The 20,310-nt window shown below is 66.5% G+C and carries 18 protein-coding genes; 8 read left to right on the top strand and 10 right to left on the bottom strand.

All coding sequences use genetic code 11. The features are described 5' to 3' along the window. Positions 1-30 precede the first annotated feature (30 nt). Positions 31-1,317, bottom strand: a complete 1,287-nt coding sequence (locus ACWZHB_RS08115) for an aryl-sulfate sulfotransferase (protein WP_427907309.1) — start codon at positions 1,315-1,317, stop codon at positions 31-33. A gap of 157 nt (positions 1,318-1,474) precedes the next feature. Here ACWZHB_RS08115 and ACWZHB_RS08110 point away from each other — a divergent pair, with 157 nt between their 5' ends. Next, positions 1,475-2,509 (top strand): LacI family DNA-binding transcriptional regulator, encoded by a 1,035-nt coding sequence (locus ACWZHB_RS08110; RefSeq protein ID WP_427907308.1) that lies wholly within the window; start codon positions 1,475-1,477, stop codon positions 2,507-2,509. A gap of 219 nt (positions 2,510-2,728) precedes the next feature. Continuing rightward, positions 2,729-4,102: a cutinase family protein gene (locus ACWZHB_RS08105; protein ID WP_427907307.1), complete on the top strand. Its 1,374-nt coding sequence runs from the start codon at positions 2,729-2,731 to the stop codon at positions 4,100-4,102. A gap of 73 nt (positions 4,103-4,175) precedes the next feature. Here the strand turns inward: ACWZHB_RS08105 and ACWZHB_RS08100 are convergent, their stop codons facing one another. The 5 genes from ACWZHB_RS08100 to ACWZHB_RS08080 all read right to left on the bottom strand — a co-directional run bounded on the left by ACWZHB_RS08100 (position 4,176) and on the right by ACWZHB_RS08080 (position 8,674). Beyond that, positions 4,176-4,391 (bottom strand): helix-turn-helix domain-containing protein, encoded by a 216-nt coding sequence (locus tag ACWZHB_RS08100; protein WP_427907306.1) that lies wholly within the window; start codon positions 4,389-4,391, stop codon positions 4,176-4,178. Between the two features lie 199 nt (positions 4,392-4,590). Then, positions 4,591-5,565, bottom strand: a complete 975-nt coding sequence (locus ACWZHB_RS08095; RefSeq protein ID WP_427907305.1) for a helix-turn-helix domain-containing protein — start codon at positions 5,563-5,565, stop codon at positions 4,591-4,593. Between the two features lie 172 nt (positions 5,566-5,737). Continuing rightward, on the bottom strand, positions 5,738-6,370 hold the full coding sequence (locus ACWZHB_RS08090) for a GNAT family N-acetyltransferase (RefSeq protein ID WP_427907304.1): 633 nt from the start codon (positions 6,368-6,370) through the stop codon (positions 5,738-5,740). Then, entirely contained in the window at positions 6,367-7,545 is a 1,179-nt protein-coding gene (locus ACWZHB_RS08085; protein ID WP_427907303.1) for a ThiF family adenylyltransferase, read from the bottom strand. The genes ACWZHB_RS08090 and ACWZHB_RS08085 overlap by 4 nt, the downstream gene beginning before the upstream one ends. A 334-nt stretch (positions 7,546-7,879) precedes the next feature. After that, complete coding sequence (locus ACWZHB_RS08080) at positions 7,880-8,674, bottom strand: IclR family transcriptional regulator (RefSeq protein ID WP_427907302.1); 795 nt, start codon at positions 8,672-8,674, stop codon at positions 7,880-7,882. A 150-nt stretch (positions 8,675-8,824) separates the two neighbouring features. On the opposite strand from ACWZHB_RS08080, the gene ACWZHB_RS08075 reads away from it, so the two are divergent. From ACWZHB_RS08075 to ACWZHB_RS08055, 5 genes are read left to right on the top strand one after another with little or no spacing between them, the layout of a single operon-like run. Beyond that, positions 8,825-9,691, top strand: coding sequence for an isocitrate lyase/PEP mutase family protein (locus tag ACWZHB_RS08075; protein WP_427907301.1), 867 nt, complete (start codon positions 8,825-8,827; stop codon positions 9,689-9,691). A 17-nt stretch (positions 9,692-9,708) separates the two neighbouring features. Beyond that, positions 9,709-10,953, top strand: a complete 1,245-nt coding sequence (locus tag ACWZHB_RS08070; protein ID WP_427907300.1) for a 3-isopropylmalate dehydratase large subunit — start codon at positions 9,709-9,711, stop codon at positions 10,951-10,953. Next, positions 10,950-11,483 carry a 3-isopropylmalate dehydratase small subunit gene (locus ACWZHB_RS08065; protein ID WP_427907299.1) on the top strand — a complete coding sequence of 178 codons (534 nt, stop codon included), beginning with the start codon at positions 10,950-10,952 and terminating at the stop codon, positions 11,481-11,483. The genes ACWZHB_RS08070 and ACWZHB_RS08065 overlap by 4 nt, the downstream gene beginning before the upstream one ends. Further along, positions 11,480-12,829, top strand: a complete 1,350-nt coding sequence (locus ACWZHB_RS08060) for an MFS transporter (RefSeq protein WP_427907298.1) — start codon at positions 11,480-11,482, stop codon at positions 12,827-12,829. The genes ACWZHB_RS08065 and ACWZHB_RS08060 overlap by 4 nt, the downstream gene beginning before the upstream one ends. After that, positions 12,826-14,484 carry a class I adenylate-forming enzyme family protein gene (locus tag ACWZHB_RS08055; protein WP_427907297.1) on the top strand — a complete coding sequence of 553 codons (1,659 nt, stop codon included), beginning with the start codon at positions 12,826-12,828 and terminating at the stop codon, positions 14,482-14,484. The genes ACWZHB_RS08060 and ACWZHB_RS08055 overlap by 4 nt, the downstream gene beginning before the upstream one ends. A 134-nt stretch (positions 14,485-14,618) precedes the next feature. Here the strand turns inward: ACWZHB_RS08055 and ACWZHB_RS08050 are convergent, their stop codons facing one another. The 3 genes from ACWZHB_RS08050 to ACWZHB_RS08040 form a co-directional block, all read right to left on the bottom strand. Beyond that, positions 14,619-15,737, bottom strand: a complete 1,119-nt coding sequence (locus ACWZHB_RS08050; RefSeq protein WP_427907296.1) for a phosphotransferase — start codon at positions 15,735-15,737, stop codon at positions 14,619-14,621. Between the two features lie 263 nt (positions 15,738-16,000). Continuing rightward, complete coding sequence (locus tag ACWZHB_RS08045) at positions 16,001-16,402, bottom strand: zinc-binding dehydrogenase (protein ID WP_427907295.1); 402 nt, start codon at positions 16,400-16,402, stop codon at positions 16,001-16,003. 277 nt (positions 16,403-16,679) lie between these two features. After that, positions 16,680-17,741, bottom strand: a complete 1,062-nt coding sequence (locus ACWZHB_RS08040; protein ID WP_427907294.1) for an NAD(P)H-dependent amine dehydrogenase family protein — start codon at positions 17,739-17,741, stop codon at positions 16,680-16,682. A gap of 250 nt (positions 17,742-17,991) precedes the next feature. On the opposite strand from ACWZHB_RS08040, the gene ACWZHB_RS08035 reads away from it, so the two are divergent. Further along, positions 17,992-18,702, top strand: a complete 711-nt coding sequence (locus ACWZHB_RS08035) for a TetR/AcrR family transcriptional regulator C-terminal domain-containing protein (protein ID WP_427907293.1) — start codon at positions 17,992-17,994, stop codon at positions 18,700-18,702. Between the two features lie 122 nt (positions 18,703-18,824). Here the strand turns inward: ACWZHB_RS08035 and ACWZHB_RS08030 are convergent, their stop codons facing one another. Then, complete coding sequence (locus ACWZHB_RS08030; RefSeq protein WP_427907292.1) at positions 18,825-20,306, bottom strand: flavin-containing monooxygenase; 1,482 nt, start codon at positions 20,304-20,306, stop codon at positions 18,825-18,827. Positions 20,307-20,310: the final 4 nt, after the last annotated feature.

Raw genomic sequence — 20,310 nt, 5'->3', positions numbered from 1 at the left:
GCCGCCCGCACCGACGGCGACGCGGTTCGGTCAGCTGGTGGTGGTGTCGGCCGGGACCCAGTCGAAGGGCACCGCCTGAGCCCGATACACCAACGGGGTCAACGTGAGTCGGTCGACTCCGGGCACGCGCGGTTCGCGAACCTCGGGCTCACCGGCGACTCCGTAGCCCTCGTACGGACTGTGGTATTCCCACACCACCGCGCCATCCGGCGTCACCTGGAAGAGCCGGCCCCGCATTCCCTCGGTGATGAGGGTGTTGCCGTTGGGCAGTCGCTGAGCGTTGCTGACGAAGGAACTGAAGAACGTCCACGACGGCCGCTCGGAGTCCTCGGCGGTGTACTGCCAGACGATCTGTTCGGTGGTCGGATCGATCTCGAGCACCCGCGATCCCGCGTAGATACCCAGCGGCGCAGGCGGATAGCCTGCACCGCCCTGATTGTCGAAGACCAGGATGTTGCCCGCGCCCGGCAGGCCGGGCGCGATCATGTGCGGATTGTGCTGGCCCGAGATCTGGTCGAGCGGGCGTGGCACCTTGTGGGCGTTGATGCGCTGATGCTGGGCGCCGGGGACAGCGTCGAAGTACGGGCCGAGCTTCCAGACGATCGCGCCGGATGCCTTGTCGACCAGGGCGACGATGTTGGCTTTGCGGAAGCTGACAACGATGTTGTCGGGTTGGAAGACCGTGTCGGGGTCCTCGGTGTGCCAGTGGTTGGGTCCCAGCGATTTCGCGCTGTTCATCTCCAGATAGCCCCACGGGTCTTCGGGGTCGCGGGCCGCGGTGGCGCGCAGTGCCTGCCACCCGAGTTCGGTGAAGCCGAACTCGTGCAGGTGATCACCGGCGAGCCACTGCCACACGATCGCACCGTCGGGATCGACCTCGAACAGTCCTTGATCGCCGACGGTGGCCGCGCCCAGATCGGGCACCACCCGCGCCACGGTGACCAGCAGCAGCCGGTTGCCGTTGGGCAGTAGCTCCCAGTCGTGATTCTGGCGTGCGGCGCCGCCGGGCGCCTCGCTCCCCCATTCCCACACCGTGTCCCCCGCCCAATTCAGTTGGCCGACAGTCCCGTTGGCGTAGATGCCGCCGCGGACGTCGCCGCTCTCGCTCAGCTGGACTCCGATATCGCCGATGCGACCGCCGTTGAGCGCCGGGTCGATGATCCGGGGCGGAACCCCCGGATGCGGCCATTCCCGAACAACGGTGCCCGCGAGGTCGATCAGGCGGGTGATCGAGTCGGCACCGGTGAACAGGACGTAGCTGTCGTAGGCGTTGCCGGGTTCGTGATGGGTGACTCCGCTGAGTCGTGCGTAGGACATGTCGTCTACTTCACCTGTCATATGTTGCGGCGCTGGGTCACGCTTGTAACGTGTCTAATCGATTAGCGTAATCAGGATTCGAGTGCCGGATAGGGTAGGAATCTGCATGAACGAAACCCGGACAACCTCGGATTCGGGCTGCGACACTGGAGCGAATGTGACCACGAAACGGCCCACTCTCGCTGACGTCGCGACGCTCGCCGGCGTCTCGACCGCCGCGGTGAGCTATGTCCTCAACGACGGGCCACGCCCGGTGTCGGATGCGTTGCGTACCAAGGTCCTCGCCGCCGCCGACGAGCTGCGCTATCGACCCGACCGCAACGCCCGAGCGCTGCGACGGCCGCGCAAGTGGCGTCAGCTCGGCATGCTGGTTCCCGACCTCACCTTGCCGTTGTACGCGGCACTCGCGGGGCGGCTCGAGATCGAGGCGCGCGCCCGCGATCACCTGACCATGATCGGCAACACCGGGTACGACCCCGACCGCGAACTCGAGTTCACCGCGGCGTTCACCGATGTCGGCATCGACGGACTGATCGTCGTCGGCGCGGTCAACACTCCCGAGATCAGCAAGGCCTGCCGCCGTGCCCGCGTGCCCGTCGCCTGGGTACACAGCCGACGAGGAACGGTCGACGCCCCGATGCCGCTCGTCTGCGCCGACCACGTCGCGGCGGGCGCGATCGCCACCGCCCACCTCGCCGAGGTCCACCACTGCCGTGACATCGCCTTCGTCGGCGGATTCACCGCGGCCGACGTCGAATACGGCGACCGGGAAACCGTCGCGCAGCGCCACGAGGGCTTCGCCTCGATCACCACCGCCGGCACCCTCATCCGCACAGACCTCACTCCCGAAGGCGCCTACCGGGCCGTCCGCGCGCATCTCAGCGCGGACGCCCCGGCACCGCACGGCATGGTCGTCGGCACGAACGCGCAGGCCGCGGCGACCATGCGAGCCGTCACCGACGCCGGACTGCGCGTTCCCGGCGACATCCGCATCGTCGGCTTCGACGGCGGCACAGCCCAGAATTTCGGACAGATCACCCTGACTTCGGCCCAGCAACCCATCGATACCATCGCCCACCGCGCGATCGGCGACGTTCTCGATCCAACACTCGATTCCGCGGCACACACCCCGATGCCGGTCACCCTCCACCGAGGCGAGTCCTGTGGGTGCCGCCCCGACAACGCCACCTAGCCGACGGCACCGCGCGTAACGCTTCAGGGAAAGCGATAGACCCGGCGTATGCCGGTTACCCACACGTCTCGCCCCCCGGCCGGTGATCTGAAATGAAACTGTGTCTGAAATTGTCGGCGAAACCGTCGCCGAGTGGCGAGAATTGGCCACGACGGTTCGGCGCGATTCAACAGCTGTCGCATCGTCACGAATCCCCTTCGGCAACAGAGGAATTGGACGATGAGCAGGTTGTCGAGATCCGCCGCGGCGATGTTGGTCGCCGCCGTCGTGGTAGTCGGGACTGCGGCGGCAGGCGTCGCGCGGGCGGAAATGCCTGGCGCGCGGCCCTGCACCCCCTATACGGCGATTTTCGCGCCGGGAACGTGGGAGACCACGCTGGACGCCGATCCGGGGGTGCCCGTCGGGATGCTCCGGCCCGTCGGCGATGGCCTGCGACAGGAGTTCGGCCGTGACATCACGGTTCTCTACGTCCCCTATGCCGCAAGCGCTTTCGACCTCGGTCTGAGCTACGCGGAGTCCCTGAACACCCTGGAATCCCGCTTGCACCACATGCTGCGTGGCCTGTGCAGCTCGACACGGGTCGTCCTCGCCGGCTACAGCCAGGGGGCGGATGGCATCGGCGATCTCGCCACCGAGATCGGCAACGGCGACGGTCCCATCGGTGCCGATCGAGTGGTCGGTGTCGGACTACTGGCCGATCCGCATCGCGATCCGAATACCACGCTCTCCCTGGGCAATCCGCAGCCCGGCCACGGTATAGCCGGAACGCGGAGCCAGGATTTCGGTGCGTTGACCGAGCGGGTGCGCACGCTGTGTGCCGACGGCGACCTGTACTGCTCCCTCGATGCCGCCACCTCTCCGTTTCTCGCCGTGCTGGGGCGGGTCCTGAGCGGTGATCCCGAACCGATCGCCAACGTCATCCCCGCCACGGTCGATCCCAGCAGCTTGATCGCTCAAGCCGTCACCATGGGCGCCGGCTGGACCGCCACCGCGGCGAACCTGCCTACCATTCTCGACAACCTGACCCGCCTCCCGGAATTCTTGGCGGCAGGTGACATTCGCGGTGCGCACCGGACCGCGAATGCCCTGAACGTTGCCCTGGCCCCCTTGGTCCAAGCCGCCGCGGGTGTAGACCGAGTCCTGGTCGCCCAGGTCATCCGCGCGGCCGCCGCCGTCGACCCCTCCGGTCGGACCGCAGGCGTCAGCGTGATCGCCGACGCCCTCATCGACATCGATCTTCTGAGCATCGCCGACAGGGTCGGCCGACTGCAGGAGATCCTGTGGCGTGCAGTCGAGTCCCTCGATCGCAACGACCCCATCGCCGCCGCCGCCGACCTGGCGACCTTCGCCGCCACCGGCGCCGACCTCACCGGCTCCGTGTTCGGCCCCATCGCCGCCGGCATCGGAGCCGATCTCCACGCCACCACCCGAACCCTGCTCAGCATCACCGACCCCGCTACCGTCGATGAGCTCGTCCAACTGGCCCGCCAAGGCGTTGACATGGCCAGCTTCTACGCCTCCGACGCGCACATCGACTACGGCGACGACGCCCACATTCTGCTGAGTTACCTGAGCTCCCAGGTCGTTTCGTAGCCTCGGGCGGCTCGGCGGACACTCGCCGTTGCGTCGGCTCGGTCTGGATCGCGCCGACGCAACGGCATTCAGCTCAGCACGACACCGCGTCGCCCACCGAGTTGTCGAGACGCACCCCTAGAACCCTCGACAATTCGCCGACATTGCCGGCGCTGGGTGTCACCACATCACGTTCCCAACGGCTGATCTGATTTCCGTCCGCAATTCCGATCCAGTCGGCCAACTCGGCCTGCGTGAATCCGGAGGCCATCCGCGCCGCCCGAATAGCTTTGCCGATCCTCGTGGACATGGTCTCCCCTCTCTGTCGATGCCCTCGGCACGGACCGCATCGGCGCGGTCGCCCGTCGGCGAACACTCCTGCTCCTGATGCGGTCTCGCGCAACCACATTCGAAAGATATCGGTGAATCGGCCCTCGAAGGAGGCTGTGACTGCACGGCAACTGACTGTGCACGCACAAACGTGCGTGCATTCGAGCGCGGAACCCCGGCTACTTCGGTGGGTTGGCCGCATCGGTGGCGCTGCGGCGCCAGTCACGTGGCGTCATACCGAATGCTTCGCGGAATCGCCGGGCGAAGTGGGCGGCGTCGCGGAAACCCACGGCACCGGCCACAGCGGCGACGGACCGGTGAGCGTAGCCCCGGTCGACCAGCATGTCGCGGGCCCGGACCAGGCGTTGTTCGATGATCCACTGCTCGAGACTGATACCCGACTGCGCGCACACCTTGTACAGGTGCCGGACCGAGATGTTGTTGGCGGCGGCGATAGCGGGCATCTTCAAGGTCGAGTCGGACAGGTGTGTCCGGACATACCCGAGGATCTGCTCGATCAGCAGTTGCTCCGGGATGGCCGCGCCGTCACCCGGCCCGCGCCCGGCCGCCGAGATCAGTAGTGCCCGAACCATTTCCAGGCACGACTCGCCCACGGAGGCGGCGGCCGGATCGGCTTCGAGCTGGTCGGCGATCCGGACGAGATGCTGGATCTGCGCCGTGACCATCGGATACAGCGGCGACGCCGCCAATCGCCCGTGCGCCGCGACGATCGTTTCCGCGGAAATGCCGAGGCGCTCTCTGGACAGCTGCAGGCACAGCGTTCCGCCGAGACCGTGCCAGCCGGAGGCGAATGTGGTGGCCAGGTCGATCACTTCGCAGGCACCTGGTTCGATCAGCGTTTGCGCACCGAACTGTTCGTGCCTGCGGACCTGTCCGTTCTGCACGGTCACCGTCAGAGTGTCGCTTGGCGTGGATCGCTCATGGCGGCTGGTGCGGCAGACCTGGTGACCGGATACCTCCGAGCGGGTGAGCGCGATCGGGCCGAGCATCCAGGCCTGGTGCCGACTGACCACTTCCGCCGGCGAGTCCCACATCTGCAGGTTCGCCCCGATATCGGCTTCCTGCAGGATTGCGGTGACCGCCTCCCGCCGGTCCGCCGGCGTGAAGTAGTCGGAGTCGATCAGCACTGCCATTGGTGATCTCCACTTCGGATCTCGCCGGCGGTGGAGTCCCTCCCGTCGCCGGCCACTGCGCGTTTCGGGTGGTGGCAATTCAGGCAAAGGTGATTACGTGGGGCCTGTAGTCGGCGATGCTATCGCGCCGTGGCCCGCCTGGAGCCCGATTCGGGAGGGTTGCCCACCGACTTCACCGACCTGCGGTGGCGTGTTCCCTTGCCGCAGTAGGCCGCAACGCGAGGACTCGACGTTCGGCAGCTGTCGCCGTCGCCGCCCATTCCGGCTGCACAGCCGCGTAGGTGCACACGTCGCGCCACCTGCCCTGGGTTCGGTACAGCTGTCGCAGCCGTGCCTCCGGCGTCAAGCCCACTCCCGACATCACTGTGTCCATCACCGGATGATCGTGCCGATGCCCCGCCCATACCCGGTGAATCCCGAGCGGCCCGAAGGCGAATGCCGCCATGAGCCGTCCCGCCTCGATACCACCCGCCCGCAGCGCCCCCTCCGGAACCACGACCAGACCGCCGATCATCGCGTTGCTGCCGAAATCCTCCACCAGCAGGCCGATGGTGCCGACCATGGTGTCGTCATCCGGTGCTGTGATCGCCAGCGTGAACTTGCGCCGCGGACTCTCGTCGCGCGAGCGCAGCGCGGCGTCGAACGACGCCGCGGCCGCCCGGACGCCCATGCTGTCGGTACCCATGAATCGGGTCAAGCGCGGGTCGGTGAAGATCCGCTGGTAGACGTCCAGATCACCGGCACGCAGATCACGCAACCGCAGCCGCGTGCCGACCAGTTCCACATTGCGCAGGTCGATCGTCAACGGACTTCCTCCATCGCCCGCACGAATTCCGGAGCCATTCGTGGACCCAGCGCGGGTATGAGTTCGTCGAGGTCGATATAGGTTCGCCCCGACGGGATCAGCTCGCCGAGCAGGATCCGGCGAGCCGTGTCCGCCACCAATGCGCCACCGAGCATCACCCCGGAGGCGAGTTGCGGCCAGCTGGACAGGCTCCGGCCGACCTCACCGAGGGCGTCGCGCATCGCCGGGCTCAACCGCGGCTCATCGACGACTGCCAGCAGAAGCGACAGCAGCTCACCCCGGTTCATCCTCGCGACATCGGGCGAGCTCGACCCGCCGGTGCGGCCGTGGAACAGCGGGCGATGGGGTTCGAGATCGAAACGCTCCACATCCAGTAGGCCGCGATCGTTGGCGTCCATCAGTACCGGAATCCCTCGGCGCCGCGCGAACTCACGGGCAGCGACTTTCGCCCACATCGTGTCGCATTCCTCCACCAGTAGATCCAGCGGCCGGGTGCCGCCCACCCCATCGAAGAACGGCCCGATCGACTCCTCGGTCAACCCGTCCAGGAACACCTCGATGTCGAGATAGGGGTCGATCTCGAACATCTGACGCGCCGCCAGCACAGCTTTGGAGACCCCGAGATCACCCATCCCCGCCCGCAGCCGGTTCAGATTCGACAGCCCGACGGTGTCGAAATCGGCCAATCGGAACGATCCGCCGACCCCTTCCATCGCCAGCGTCACAGCCGCACTGTTGCCCACCGACAGCCCGACCACACCGATCCGCCGCTCGCGCAGGTCTCGCTGCTGCGCCCGGTCGATCTTGTTACGATTGCGATCGGTTCGCACCCGCTGAAAATGCTCGCGCGCCAGCACATGCACCAACCGGCCGTTCCACGGATAGAAGACCCAGGTTCCCCATCGCCACAACGGAGTCTCGCCACAGATCCGACGACGCGACGCTGCCAGCGAATCCGCCGAATGCGGGACGGCGGGGTCCTCGCAGCGGATCAGTTCGTCGAGCTGTTCTTCGATGGTGTCGTGCACCGCACTGACAGAGCTCGACGCTGCCAGCGCTTCCAGATCACCCAGTCCTTCCGGTCTCGATGCATCGAGCAGCACGGGACGGAAATCCGATGTTGCAGCGCCGGGCGTGAGTACCGCCGGACGCGGAACCGAGCGATGCGAAACCATGTGTGCGCAAACCTCCGAACCTCATGGGGCGAACGGACACCGCTCGCCCCCGTCGACCAGGACGCGCAAAGGATACAGACAGCACACCTTCAGCAAACTCACCTCCGGTCCACCGGCATGGCGTAACCAAACCTCCGCCAAACTGGGACTATGCCAACGCGAGTCGGCGTTACAGCAGACCCGTTCTATGCCGTATTCCCAGTCTCGCAATAATTCCGCAAGCACTGCTTACCGGGAGTGCACCGACGCGGGCGGCAAGCTCGAGTAGCCCACCGTCACGACGTGCCGAGGTCGGTGGCTACTCCGCATCGCCCTGCTGCTCCTCACAACCTGATCAGCCTCGCGGTAGCGCTTGCATGATCCGCGTGATCCGCGACCCGGCGTCACACACCTTTTCGATCATCTCGGCCAGGGCGTCCCCTTCGAACTCCTCGGCCCGGCCCCCGACGCTGATGGACGCGACAACCGATCCGTCCTTCCCCAGGATCGGCGCTCCCACCGCCGCGACCCCGGGCAGGTAGTCGGAATTGCTCAGCGAATAGCCGGCCTTCTCGATCCCGTCCAGGTGCTCGACGAGTCGGGCCACATCCGTGATGGTCCGGTCGGTGATCGCGGGCAGATCCGCCGTGATCCACCTGTCCCGCAACATCTTCGAGTGAGCGAGCATGACAACCGGCCCCGCCGCGGCGTGGTACGGCATCACCGAGCCGATATTGATCCCGGCGACGACCAGGGAGTTGCGTCCTTCGAGCAGATCGATGCAGACCGCACCCTGTTCCGCGGGCACCATCAGGTAGGCCGTGTTCCCGAAGGCGTCGGCCAACTCGGCCATGAACGGCCTTGCCGCAGAACGGATATCGAGTTTCGACAGCGCGGCGGAACCGATTTCGAACACCGGCATCGCGATTCGGTAAGCACCTTCCGCGGTGCGATCCACCCAGCCCGCGTGGATCAGCGTGGCCATCAGGCGATACACCGTCGTCTTGTTCATCCCGCTGGCCGAAGTGAGTTCGTTCAAAGTCCAGACGGGCCGATCCGCACCGAATTTCTCGAGCAGGGCGCAGGCCTTGAGGACGGCGCCGACGACGTCGCGACCTCCTGCTGCTTCGGGCTCGATGGGCACAGCCACTGCTACTCACTCACTTTCGTTGGTCCGGCGATCGGCGTTGCCACCATATGAGCACATCCACCGACCGGGGTTGACTTTGTGACCCGCACCACCTTACCGTACATATCGTCATGTGAAACACATTCCGCATCGCGAAACGGAGGGTGGACTGTGCGCAGCCCGAACCTGAAAGACCTCACGACCCGCGGCCTCGTCTACGCACCCGGCGTCTGGGATGGCCTGACCGCCCGCCTCGCCGAGCAGGCGGGCTTCAGCGCACTGTGCGCCTCGGGATTCGCCGTCTCGGCAGCACTCGGCCTCCCCGATGCCGAGCTCTACACTCAGACCGAGAACCTGCAGGCGGTCCGCACGATCCGGGAGTCGTCGAAGCTGCCGCTCGTCGCCGATATCGACACCGGTTACGGCAACGCCGTCAACGCCGCGCGCACCGCCGCGAAATTCGCCGACGCGGGTGTCGGCGGCATGTTCATGGAGGATCAGGTCTCCCCCAAGTCCTGCCCCATCTGCGTGGGCGAGCCCGTCGACCTGATCACCGTCGCCGAGGCGACCGGCAAGATCCGCGCCGTCCGCGACTCCATCCCCGATGATGTGCTGCTGATCGCGCGCACCGACGCGCGGGGCGACGAGGCGATCCGCCGCGCGCGGGCCTACGTCGAGGCGGGCGCGGACATGATCATGCCGGTCACCAAGACCTTCGACACCGTCGAACAGTGGCAGCGCTGCCACGAGGAAGTCGGGGTTCCGCTCATGGCCACCCTCACCGCGTCGACCTGGACCGAACGCGATTTCACCCCCGAGGTCCTCGACCAGATCGGCGTCCGCCTCGCCCTGCTGCCCACCCAGGTCCTGATGGCCGTGGCCGGAGCCGCCCGCGAGACATTGCGGCGGCTGGCCGCGGGCGAGGCCCCGGCCCAGGTGAGCGCCGACGCGCTCCAGCATCACGAATTCGTGGAACTGATCGGCTTCCCCGAGGTCGAGGCCATGCAGAACAAGTACCTGCCGGCCAAGGAGCAGTGATCGCTGTGGGTTACACGATGACAGAGAAGATCCTCGGCCGCGCCACGGATCAGCAAACGGTCCGGGCCGGCGAGAACCACCCGGTGCGGCCCGCGCGCATGATCGCCTATGACTTCCCCGGCTACACCGACGTGATGTTCCGCCAGATGCGCGAGGACTTCGCGATCACCGAGCTCGAGGACCCCGGCCGCTACATCGTCTTCATCGACCACATGCTCACCAAGCGCAACGACAAGGAAACCGAAGTCCACCAGGTCACCCGCGACTGGTGCGAGTTCTACGGCATCGAACTGCACGAGGGCCGCGGTATCGGCCACCAGCTCACCGCTGAGCTCGGCCTCGCCATCCCGGGCGAGTTCCTCGTCCACTTCGACGGCCATATCAGCGGAATCGGTGCCTTCGGTGCCCTCGGCTGGGGCATCCGGCGCGACCTCATCGAAGCCTGGGTCACCGGTCAGGTCTTCGTCGACATCCCCGCCACCACCCGCTTCGACCTCGTCGGCGAGTTCCCCTCTGGCGTCGACAGCCGCGACCTCGTGCACACCATCATCGATCTGGTCGGCGCCGACGGCTGCGCGCATCAGGTGATGGAATTCGGCGGCCCCGGCGCCCGTTCCATGGCCATCGACCATCGCCAGGGCCTGTGCGGAATGGCCATGTTCACCGGTGCTGTCTCGGCGATCTTCGAACCAGACGAGATGTCGCTGGCCTACGCCGACGAGGTCGCCCGCCGCGCCTTCGACCCGGTGTATCCGGATGCCGACGCCACCTACGCCGCCCGCCACACCATCGACCTCGCCACCCTCACCCCGCGCGTGGTGCTGCCCGGGTCGGCCCGCGCCGTCAACACCAAGACGGTCCGGGAACTCGCAGGCACCCCGATCACGAAGGCCTTCATCGGCTCCTGCGCCAGTGGTCGTATCGAGGATCTGCGGGCCGCCGCCCTGGTTCTCGACGGCCGCAAGGTGGCACCCGGTGTGGAACTCAATGTCGTCCCGACCTCCCAGCAGGTGTACGAGCAAGCCGAGCGAGAAGGCATTCTCGACGTGCTCCGCACCGCGGGTGCGCATATCAACATATCGAGTTGTGACTTCTGCTTCGGCTACCAGAAGCCGTTGCAGCCCGGCGAGAACTGCATCTCCACCGGTGTCCTGAACATCTCCGGCCGGATGGGCAGCCCCGACGCCAACATCTACATGGGCTCCCCCTACACGGTGGCCGCCAGTGCCCTCACCGGCACCATCCAGGAGTCGAACCAGTGAGCGCCTATCCCCCACCCGCGGATCTCATCGAAGGCAGGGTCGCCTGGATCTTCGGCGACGATTTCGATATCGACCTCGTCGTCGGTGTCGCCAATATCAAGTCCTACGACCCCGACCACCTGCGATCGGTCTGTATGCGGGTCTACGACCCCACCTTCACCGACCGCGTCCGTCCCGGCGATATCATCGTCGGCGGCCGTAACTTCGGCTACGGCCATCCGCATTACCCGCCCATGGTCGCCCTCCGCAACGCGGGCATCGCCGCCATCGTCGCGGAATCCTTCTCGCCCGGCTTCTGGCGCGGCGAGACCTTCAACGGCATGCCGTTGATCACGATCCCCGGCGTATCGACCGCGGTACAGGTCGACGACGCGGTGGCCCTCGACTGGCGCGCCGCCGCCCTGCGCCTGTCCGACGGAACCCACCTGGTCGGCAACCCACCGAGTCCGCGGACCGTCCAGGTCATCGAAGCCGGTGGCTCCTATGAACTCCTGCTCGCCGAGCACGCACGCGAAAGACAGGCTCAATGACGAACACAGAATCTCGCGTCGGGTCCGATCACCTGCACCCCACCGGACCACGGCCGGCGACAGCCGCGAAGAAATCGAACTCCGTGGCCCGCCGCGCCGCCATCGCCGGCGGCGTCGGCACCCTCATCGAGTACTACGACTTCGCGGTCTACGGCTTCCTCGCCGTCACCATCGCACCCCTGTTCTTCCCCTCGGAGAATTCCGGGGTGTCGATTCTGTCGACGCTCGCTGTTTTCGGTGTCGCCTATGTCGCCCGTCCCCTCGGCGGCATCTTCTTCGGCCGCCTCGGCGACCGCCGCGGCCGCCGCTCCGCCCTCGTGATGACGGTGGTGAGCATGGGCGTGGCCTGCGGCATCCTCGGCTTGCTGCCCACCCATTCGGCTGTCGGTGTGCTCGCCCCGATCCTGCTGGTGCTGGTCCGTCTCGCCCAAGGGTTCTCGGCCGGCGGCGAAGTCGGTGGCGCGGCCACCTATATCGCCGAGTCGGCGCCACCGCGCAAACGCGGCTTCTTCGGGTCCTTCACCCCGGTCGGCTCCACTCTCGGTTTCGCCGTGGCCGCCGCCGTGGTGGGCGTGGTGTCGCTCGCCACCACCGACGAGCAGATGCAATCGTGGGGCTGGCGCATCCCGTTCCTGCTCGCGCTGCCGCTGGCTTACGTCTGCCTGCGCGTCCGGATGAAGCTGGAGGACACCCCCGAATTCGAGGAGATGGCGGAGAAGGAGCAGGTCGCCAAGAGCCCGCTGCTCGACACTGTCACCAAGAGCCCGTGGTCTGTCCTGCGGGTCGTCGGGATCGCCATCGCGATGAACGGCTCCGGTTATATCGGGCTGACCTACTTCAGCGTCTATCTGATCAATGACCTCGGCTTCTCCAAGGACTCCGTCTACTGGACCTCGGCGGTCGCCATCGCGCTGGCCTGCGCCACCTTCCCGCTCAGCGGCATGCTCACCGACAGGTGGGGACGCAAACCGGTGCTCATCGGCGGCTATCTCGGCTACGTCGTGCTCGCGCTGCCCGCCTTCATGATCATGGGCGCGACGTCGAGCATCCTGGTCATCGGCATCGTCTACTTCGTGTACATGGTTCTCAACGGCGTGGTGCAGGTCCCCGCGTTCCCCCTGTTCACCGAGCTCTTCCCCCGCACGGTCCGCTACACCGGTGTCTCCCTCGGTTTCAATATCGGCACTATCGCCGCAGGCGGAACCGCCCCCTATGTCGCCGCCCAGCTCGTGGAATCGACCGGCAACGCGATGTCACCCGCCTACTGGGTGATGGGTGTCTGCGCCATCGGCCTCCTCACCGTCGCGACCATCCGCGAAACCGGACACAAGGAACTCCCCGCGTGAGCGCCGGTGACACCGGGACAGCACCCGAAGCCGACCCGAACTTCGACACCCTCGTGCGGGCATGGCACGACCGGGTCCAGCACGAGCCCGACGCCCCGGCCCTCGTGTACTTCGACACCACACTGACCGTGCGCGCAGCGGACGACCTCGCCAACGCACTCGCGGCCGCACTGGCCGACCGCGGGGTCGGACACGGTGAGCGGGTGGGCATCCACCTGCAGAACATTCCGCACTACGCACTCGTCCTGCTGGCCCTGTGGAAGCTCGGCGCGGTCGCCCTGCTGCTCAACCCGATGTATCGCGGCCGGGAACTGCGCGAGCTGGTCAGTGACGCGGAGCCGGTCGGGGTCATCACCACCGATCGCGATGTGCAGCAGGTCCGAGACGATGTCGAGGGCACCACGGTCGCGTGGGTGCTGGGTACCGCGGAGTCAGACCTGCAGTCCCGCAACGATTCCCGGGTGTTCGAGGTCGACGCTGCGGCAGGAGGCCGCCGTACCGACCCGCCGCCCAGCGACCTGCTCGCTGTGGCCGACGCCTACATCGGCAGGAAACCCCCGCAGGTCCAGGTGCGCGGCGACGACATGGCGTTTCTCGCCTACACCTCCGGCACCACCGGCCCGCCCAAGGGCGCGATGAACTCACACGCCAATGTCCGCGCGGTGACCACCCGGTTCGCCGAACTCGCGAGCATCACCCCCGGCGATGTCGTCTTCGCCCTGGCCCCGCTGTTCCATATCACCGGAGCCGTCGTCATCGGCGCCCTCGCGCTCACCGAACGAACCGCACTGGTTTTCACCGGCCGATTCGACACCGACGTCGCCGTCGACGCGCTCAGCGAACACCGCGTCACCTACACGATCGGTTCGATCACCGCGTTCAACGCGATGATGAACTCCGAATACGCCACCGCCGCGCACTTCTCCACCATCAAGACGCTGTTCAGCGGGGGTGCCCCGGTCCCGCCGAGTACGATCGCCCGATTCCGCGAACGGTTCGGCCATTACATCCACAACGCCTACGGCATGACCGAAACCTCGTCGGCTGTCACCGCCGTACCACCCGGAACGAGTGCCCCGGTCGACCCGGACAGTGGCACCTTGTCCATCGGCCGACCGCTGCCGGGAGTGACCCTCGAGGTCGTCGACGCTGAAGGCGGCACCCTTCCACCCGGCAGCCAGGGCGAACTCGTCGTCACCGGCCCACAGGTCATTCGCGGATACTGGCGTAAACCCGAGGAATCCGCGGCCGCCCTGCCCGGCGGCCGTCTCCGCACCGGCGACAGCGCGATCGTCGACGAACGGGGCTGGGTCTACCTGGTCGACCGGATCAAAGATCAGATCAATGTCTCCGGGTACAAGGTGTGGCCGCGTGAGGTCGAGGACGTCCTGTACGAGCATCCGGCCGTGCTCGAAGCAGCCGTCGTCGGCCGACCCGACGAGTATCGAGGTGAGTCGGTTGCCGCCTATGTTTCGCTCAAGGCCGGACACGACGTCCGGGCTGACGAGCTGATCTCGTTCGCCCGAGAGCGCCTCGCGCCCTACAAGCGACCGAGGGAACTCGAGATCATCGCGGAACTGCCCAAAACACACACCGGCAAGATCCGTCGGCGCGCGCTTCGGCCACCACACGCCGACAACCGAACCACCCAGTGAGAGCGCCGACCCGCGTCGATGCGCCACCCGCACAACGGCTTCGGCGGCGACGGTGCGCGGCGTCGTCGAGCAATGCGCGAAAGCTCGTCCGGCTGCCGCGTCGATGACCGCAGCGATCGACGGGAGCGGCCGGGTCAGTGCAATGCGCCCGGTAGGAGATCGTCGATCGCGGCGGCGCTGCGCGTGAGCATGGTGTGGAACATCTGGTCGCCGCGCGGAGTGGGAGCGGCCGCACCGCAACCGAATACGACGATCAGCGGAGCGTGGATCAGGGACGACACGTAGTCGGCCCAACATTGCTCCGGGCGGTAGCCGGTGACACCGTGCCGGGTGAGCGCTCGGTGGTAGTCGGCGATGATGGCGCGCTCGTGCCGGCGGCGGTCCTCGATCGTGAGGCTCGTCGAGAGCAGGAAGGCGATATCGCGCAGCGGTTGCCCAGGGGTGATCGTCTGCCAGTCCAGCAGCGTCACGGTGCCGTCCGGCGCGAACATCACATTGTCGACGCGAAGATCACCGTGCAGCAGCGCGAAATGCCGCAGCGGGGCGATCAGCCACTCCCCGGCGGACGCGACGAGCCACCTGACGGCGGCCCGCTCGAGGTCGGTGAGCCGATCATCGAAACGCTCGACGAAGGCGTCGGCCATCGGCCCGAGCACCGAGTCCATCAGGTCCCGATCCTCGGCAGTGGGCAGCGACAGGCCCGGCACCTGGAACAACGTGTCGTCACACCAGCGCGGGGCGTGCAGGCCGGCGGCGGCGACGGCGACCGCGCGCGCCTGTTCGGCGGTACAGCCGGCGATCTGGTCGCCCTGCACCGCCGGCGCGAGATCATCGAGTAGCAGCACGAATTCGCTGCCGGATTCCGAGACGACGCCCGCGTGACAGCCCGGCACCGGGGCCCGCAGCGTCGGCGCCAGATCGCGATAGAAGCGCACCTCGTTGCGGAAGGCGCCAGCGCCGAACCGGCGATGCTCCTCGGAACCGATGGCGAGTTTGGCGATCATGCTGACCGGCAAGCTGGCGCTGTCGCGATAGCGCAGCAGCAGCCGGTACGAGCCGGCCATCTGACCCGAACCCACCGGCGTGACGGTCACGCTGTCGACCTCGACAGGGTGACCGTGTGCCCGTAGTGCCGCGGTGATCCAGGCGGGGGTGAGCGAGCCCGGATCGGTCGGGATGCCCTCCGAAACTGTTCTGGGAGAAGCATCTTCGGCTTCGGGCAGTTGTGGCGGGAGATGTACACCCGATGACATCGGCAGGCACCTCCGGTGCGGCGATCTGTCAGTGGTCGAGCGTGATTCGCATCGCCAGAGGAACCCAATTTAGAACACGTTATCGCCAGAGCATGCGGATTCGAATCATTTGTCCAGGCCCCTGAGCGGGAGTTCAGCTCCGCCGAAAGCAGGCAGCTACACCCGGCATCCCCGCGGGCGCCGACTCGCGTTCCAGTCCGCTGGGGCCGGGAGCCGGCCATCGCTACGCGGCCCGCTCTCGGCGTCAGTCGCCGAGCCATCTCTCATGCCACCTCGATGACGACTTTGCCTGCGGCGTGGCCGTTTTCGACGGTGGCGAGGGCGGCCGGTGCGTCGGAGAGCTGATGGACCGCCGTGATCACGGGGGCGAGGACGCCGTCCAGTGCCAGCCGAGCGGACCGCTCGAGACTCTCGCGGTCGAGGCGACGTTCGACGAAACGTCCACCGAGATCGGACACCGACGCATCGCCAACGGCGATGATGTCTCGGGCGTTCCTGGCCAGCGGAGCGACTGTCCGCAGCACGGCGCCTCCCACCAGATCGACGATCCCGGCGACGTTGACCCGGATCAGGACCTCACCGCGCCCCGGAACAGGGTCGGGGCGATCGAAGAACTCCTGCACCTCGGGCCCGCCGTACTTACCGAAACCCCATGCCTGCCCCATTTTTTGCCGCCTCTCGTCTGACCGGCCCGGTGGGTTCCGGGCGCTGCGGCAATCCTCATCACTCACATGGATGTCAGGGGCAACGGAGTGAGAGGCGGATCACCGCATCGGAGGAGGCTATGCGACCGTTTCCGAGGTGGTGGAGTGCTCCGCTCGGACTCACGCCCGTGCGCTCGGACAGCTCACCAATCCGCATCCTGAGACCCTACGAAGCCGCGACATCCGACACAGTACCGAGCACAAGTCTCCGGCTGCCGGAGGAGTCATCCGGTGCGGTTCATCCCCGCGCGATGATGTTGCGGGGCAAGGTGAGTGGCAGATCGTTATAGGTCGCGATACCTGGTGCTGCCGCGACGACCGCGGGTATCGCGTGGATGGGCGGCATGGCGGTCATGATATGGCCGAGGACCATGAAATCGGCGATCGTCTCGGCGTGGAAATCGGGCGGGGGGAGGAAGCCGACGGTCATGTTCACGGTCGGCCTGCCCGCGACGGTGATCTTCCAGCCGTCGCCGTCGATCTTCCAGTCCGGATCCAGCGTCTGGCCCTTACGCCAGCGGACATTGATGTCGATGATGACCCGATCGCCGACACGGCCCTGCCAGCTGACGGCCACACCGGCCACGCAGCCCTTGGCAATAGTCCATGACCCGAGGTCCAGATCGTCGGTGGTTTGCGCGTATTCGGCCTGGCAGACGATCTCGTCGAGTTCGATATTCAGCGAATCCGCCACCAGCCGAACGGCTTCAGCGAACACCGCGGTGCCCTGGGCGGCCATACCGGGCAGGTCAAGATCGTCGATCGGGGTGCCGAAGCCCACCGGCCGTTCGGTGGCCGGCGAGTCGTAGAAGGTGGTGTCGGCGGACTCGGCGATAGTCACCTTGTCGACCCGGTCGCACGCGTTCGCCGCGACGATCGCAAGCAATTGGGCGAAGCCGGGACTGACCCCGGAGCCGAATATCGTCGACCCGCCGCGCCGGCACGCCGCTTCCAGCCGTTCGCGCTCATCACCCAGATTGTGGCCGGTGATGAACGACGCGGTGGTCACCATGTTCGCTCCCGAGGACAGGATGCGCACTGCTTCCTCGACGTCGAACCACATGGGGTTGTAGATCACGCAATCGGGTTTCAGGGCGAGCAGCGATTCGATGTTGTCGGTGGCGGTCACACCGAGTGGCGCCCCGCCTGCCAGCTCACCGATATCGCGCCCGACTTTGTCGGGTGACCATGCGAAGCATCCGACCAGATCGATGGCGGGATCGGCGGCGAGGGCCCGCACGGAACTCATTCCTACGTTCCCGGTGGTCCACTGGACGACGCGGTATTCGGCAGCTGACATCGGTACCTCTTCCCTGCTGCGAGCGATGGTGCCCAGCGACTCCGACGCGACTGGGAACGACGACCGTGGGCTTCTTCCGCACGGCTCGCACCGGTCTTGTCTACCCGCGCGAGCGCCCGCACGGGGGCGTTTTGCCCACTTTTTCCCTGGAGCAGAAAAATACATTCTCGAATCAGAGATCACTCCTCTCGCCTGGCATGCCGGGAGGACGCGGAGCCGAAGGTTTCGCCGAGGTCTCTAGGCTGAGACGGTGAGCGGACAGAAGTTCGGCGGGCCCGATACGCATGCGGAATCCGGGCGGACGCGCGGTCGTGGCCGACCGCAGAAGATCAGCCGTGAACAGATCATCTGCGCCGCTCGGAGTGTGGCGCCCGAAGTGCTGACGATGCAGGCCGTCGCCGACGTGCTCGGAGTCGATCCCACCTCCCTCAACTATCACGTGGGCGGAAAAGCGGGCTTGCGCGAACTGGTCGCCCGGGATGTCTTCGAGTCCGAGCTCCGTCGCGTGGTACTGCCTGCCGAGGGTGATTGGCGCCAGGTCCTGACGCTCTTCGCGACAGCGTTGCGCGATGCCGTCGTCGTCGTGGGGACCTTGGTCCCCTATCTGCGACCCTCCCACGCAGGCGGTTCGGCCACGTTGGCTTCGGTGGAGCGCGTCCTGCGAGCATTGGTGGAGGCGGGCTTCGGGATCGAAGAAGCCCGGGGCGCACTGATGCTCGTCACCGATGCCGCCGCTTCGGCTGGGCGCGACGCCCTCACCGCCCAACGGGGCGGAGATCCCGATGTGGCGGAATTGGCAGCAGCGTTGAGCGTGGTCCCCGAGACGAATTTTCCGATGCTTCGCGACGTGGTCGCCATCAGCCAGCGGCCACGTCGAGACGCCGAGGAAGATCGGCTCTCCTTCGATCTCACGGTGATCATCGCTGGATTGCAGCACAGACTCACTACCAACAGGCGCTGAGCGCGACCGCCTTCTCGTCACCGTGCCGCATGAGCGCCTACACCGAGTACAGGTGCGCCCGTAGTCAGGAGGCCGGGCCGCTCAGCAGACCGACCGCCGGCACGGTGACGTCGACGGTGCGGTCATGGTGTCTTGACGGTGGTGTCATAGGCGTCGATGTCGAACTCTCGCACCAATCGCCGGTATCGGAAGCTGAAGTCCGGCCACAGCGCCGAGTTGTTGCCGTGTTTGTCGAGGAACCAGCTGGTGCAGCCGCCGTGCACCCAGACGGTCCGGGCCATCTTCGGCTGGAGCCGCTTGTTGTATTCGACCTGCGCGTCCAAGCGGACCTCGAACGATTGCAGGTTGCGCTGCTCCATAGTGGTGAGCGCGTCGACGATGTAGTTGATCTGCGATTCCATGGTGTAGATCAGCGAGGTGTAGTTCAACCCGGAGTTGGCGCCGAGCATGAAGAAGATGTTCGGGAAGTTGGCGACCGTGGTGCCCTTGTACATGTGGTAGCCCTCGGCATCGGCTGCCTCGGACAGAGTCCGGCCGTCGCGACCGGTGTACAGGTTGAAGGTCGGCGAATCGGCGACGTGGAAGCCGGTGGCCAGCACGATGGCGTCCACCTCCCGCTCGGTGCCGTCCTCGGCCACGATCGAACCGCTGCGGATCTCGGCGATGCCGTCGGTGACGACGTCGACGTTGTCACGATCGAGCGCACCGTAGAACTTGTTCGACACGAGCATGCGCTTGCAGCCGATCCGGTGCTGAGGCATCACTTTTCGACGAAGTTCCGGGTCACGGATCTCGAAACGCATCTTGAATCGCCCGACCGTCTCGAGCACGATGCCGGTCCACGGATACTTCACTTGCGTGATCACGTACAGCTCGCGGGCGAGGTAGATCAGCGCCCGGATCGACCGTTGCAGGCCCGGAATGTGCTTGAACGCGAAGCGTTCCAGTCCGGAGTAGGGCCGCAAGATCTGTGGCATCACCCAGGTGGCGGTGCGCTGGTAGACATCGAGGTGCGCCACCTCGGGCACGATCGACGGGACGATCTGCACCGCCGAGGAACCGGTGCCGATGACCGCGACCTTCTTACCGGCCAGGGTGGCGTCGTGGTTCCACCGCGCGGAGTGGAAGATCTCCCCCTCGAAGCTCGAGATGCCTTTGATATCAGGAAGATTCGGCTCGGCCAGCACACCGGCCGCCGAGATGATGAAGTCCGCGGTGAAGGTGTCCTTACTGGTCTCGATGTCCCACCTGCGGTCGGCGTCGTTCCAGCGGGCCGCGGTCAGCGCGCAGTCGAAAATGTGTTTGTCGCGTACGCCGTAGCGTTCGGAAACGGTGCGCAGGTACCGCTCGATCTCAGGCTGTGGTGAGAACGACCGGGACCAGTCGGGATTGAGCGCGAACGAGTACGAGTACAGATGTGAGGGCACGTCGCAGCCCGCACCGGGATAGGTGTTGTCGCGCCAGGTTCCGCCGACATCGGGACCGCGTTCGATGACCACGAAGTCGGAAAGGCCACGTTGGCTGAGCCTGATGGCGGCGCCGAGGCCGGAGAGCCCGCTGCCCACGATCATGACCTGGACGTGGCGGGTGTCGTTACTGCTCATGGGT

The organism is Nocardia sp. FBN12 (genome assembly GCF_054031145.1).
The sequence above is the reverse complement of the archived record's forward strand: the minus strand, read 5'-3'. Positions and strand labels throughout refer to the sequence as shown.